General features: G+C 53.0%; 2 rRNA genes. Both read left to right on the top strand.

From position 1 onward, the window contains the following. Positions 1-2,759 (top strand): 23S ribosomal RNA (locus GT756_RS25650); the annotation flags it as partial. A 95-nt stretch (positions 2,760-2,854) separates the two neighbouring features. Next, positions 2,855-2,970 (top strand): 5S ribosomal RNA (gene rrf, locus GT756_RS25645). The last annotated feature ends 6 nt before the right edge of the window (positions 2,971-2,976 follow it).

Genomic DNA, 2,976 nt, shown 5'->3' with positions numbered 1-2,976 from the left:
CACTATCGTTAACTGAATACATAGGTTAACGAGGCGAACCGGGGGAACTGAAACATCTAAGTACCCCGAGGAAAAGAAATCAACCGAGATTCCCCCAGTAGCGGCGAGCGAACGGGGAGCAGCCCAGAGTCTGAATCAGCTTGTGTGTTAGTGGAACGGTCTGGAAAGTCCGACGGTACAGGGTGATAGTCCCGTACACCAAAATGCACAGGTTGTGAACTCGAAGAGTAGGGCGGGACACGTGGTATCCTGTCTGAATATGGGGGGACCATCCTCCAAGGCTAAATACTCCTGACTGACCGATAGTGAACCAGTACCGTGAGGGAAAGGCGAAAAGAACCCCGGCGAGGGGAGTGAAAAAGAACCTGAAACCGTGTACGTACAAGCAGTGGGAGCACCTTTATGGTGTGACTGCGTACCTTTTGTATAATGGGTCAGCGACTTATATTCTGTAGCAAGGTTAACCGTATAGGGGAGCCGCAGGGAAACCGAGTCTTAACTGGGCGTTAAGTTGCAGGGTATAGACCCGAAACCCGGTGATCTAGCCATGGGCAGGTTGAAGGTTGGGTAACACTAACTGGAGGACCGAACCGACTAATGTTGAAAAATTAGCGGATGACTTGTGGCTGGGGGTGAAAGGCCAATCAAACCGGGAGATAGCTGGTTCTCCCCGAAAGCTATTTAGGTAGCGCCTCGTGAACTCATCTTCGGGGGTAGAGCACTGTTTCGGCTAGGGGGTCATCCCGACTTACCAACCCGATGCAAACTACGAATACCGAAGAATGTTATCACGGGAGACACACGGCGGGTGCTAACGTCCGTCGTGAAGAGGGAAACAACCCAGACCGCCAGCTAAGGTCCCAAAGTCATGGTTAAGTGGGAAACGATGTGGGAAGGCACAGACAGCCAGGATGTTGGCTTAGAAGCAGCCATCATTTAAAGAAAGCGTAATAGCTCACTGGTCGAGTCGGCCTGCGCGGAAGATGTAACGGGGCTAAACCATGCACCGAAGCTGCGGCAGCGACACTATGTGTTGTTGGGTAGGGGAGCGTTCTGTAAGCCTGCGAAGGTGGCCTGTGAGGGTTGCTGGAGGTATCAGAAGTGCGAATGCTGACATAAGTAACGATAAAGCGGGTGAAAAGCCCGCTCGCCGGAAGACCAAGGGTTCCTGTCCAACGTTAATCGGGGCAGGGTGAGTCGACCCCTAAGGCGAGGCCGAAAGGCGTAGTCGATGGGAAACAGGTTAATATTCCTGTACTTGGTGTTACTGCGAAGGGGGGACGGAGAAGGCTATGTTAGCCGGGCGACGGTTGTCCCGGTTTAAGCATGTAGGCTGGTTATCCAGGCAAATCCGGATAATCAAGGCTGAGGTGTGATGACGAGGCACTACGGTGCTGAAGTAACAAATGCCCTGCTTCCAGGAAAAGCCTCTAAGCATCAGGTAACATCAAATCGTACCCCAAACCGACACAGGTGGTCAGGTAGAGAATACCAAGGCGCTTGAGAGAACTCGGGTGAAGGAACTAGGCAAAATGGTGCCGTAACTTCGGGAGAAGGCACGCTGGTGTGTAGGTGAAGTCCCTGCGGATGGAGCTGAGACCAGTCGAAGATACCAGCTGGCTGCAACTGTTTATTAAAAACACAGCACTGTGCAAACACGAAAGTGGACGTATACGGTGTGACGCCTGCCCGGTGCCGGAAGGTTAATTGATGGGGTTATCCGTAAGGAGAAGCTCTTGATCGAAGCCCCGGTAAACGGCGGCCGTAACTATAACGGTCCTAAGGTAGCGAAATTCCTTGTCGGGTAAGTTCCGACCTGCACGAATGGCGTAATGATGGCCAGGCTGTCTCCACCCGAGACTCAGTGAAATTGAACTCGCTGTGAAGATGCAGTGTACCCGCGGCAAGACGGAAAGACCCCGTGAACCTTTACTATAGCTTGACACTGAACATTGAGCCTTGATGTGTAGGATAGGTGGGAGGCTTTGAAGCGTGGACGCCAGTCTGCGTGGAGCCAACCTTGAAATACCACCCTTTAATGTTTGATGTTCTAACGTTGGCCCCTTATCGGGGTTGCGGACAGTGTCTGGTGGGTAGTTTGACTGGGGCGGTCTCCTCCCAAAGCGTAACGGAGGAGCACGAAGGTTAGCTAATCCTGGTCGGACATCAGGAGGTTAGTGCAATGGCATAAGCTAGCTTGACTGCGAGCGTGACGGCGCGAGCAGGTGCGAAAGCAGGTCATAGTGATCCGGTGGTTCTGAATGGAAGGGCCATCGCTCAACGGATAAAAGGTACTCCGGGGATAACAGGCTGATACCGCCCAAGAGTTCATATCGACGGCGGTGTTTGGCACCTCGATGTCGGCTCATCACATCCTGGGGCTGAAGTAGGTCCCAAGGGTATGGCTGTTCGCCATTTAAAGTGGTACGCGAGCTGGGTTTAGAACGTCGTGAGACAGTTCGGTCCCTATCTGCCGTGGGCGCTGGAGAATTGAGGGGGGCTGCTCCTAGTACGAGAGGACCGGAGTGGACGCATCACTGGTGTTCGGGTTGTCATGCCAATGGCACTGCCCGGTAGCTAAATGCGGAAGAGATAAGTGCTGAAAGCATCTAAGCACGAAACTTGCCCCGAGATGAGTTCTCCCTGAGACTTTAAGTCTCCTGAAGGAACGTTAAAGACGATGACGTTGATAGGCCGGGTGTGTAAGCGCAGCGATGCGTTGAGCTAACCGGTACTAATGAACCGTGAGGCTTAACCTTACAACGCCGAAGATGTTTTGGCGGATTTGAGAAGATTTTCAGCTGATACAGATTAGTCGATGCGTCCGCAGGACGTGTTGATAAAACAGAATTTGCCTGGCGGCACTAGCGCGGTGGTCCCACCTGACCCCATGCCGAACTCAGAAGTGAAACGCCGTAGCGCCGATGGTAGTGTGGGGTCTCCCCATGTGAGAGTAGGGAACTGCCAGGCATCAAA

The organism is Klebsiella sp. Q2, assembly GCF_009900705.1.
Lineage (GTDB): Bacteria > Pseudomonadota > Gammaproteobacteria > Enterobacterales > Enterobacteriaceae > Klebsiella > Klebsiella quasipneumoniae.
This window is presented reverse-complemented; position numbering and strand designations above follow the sequence as displayed.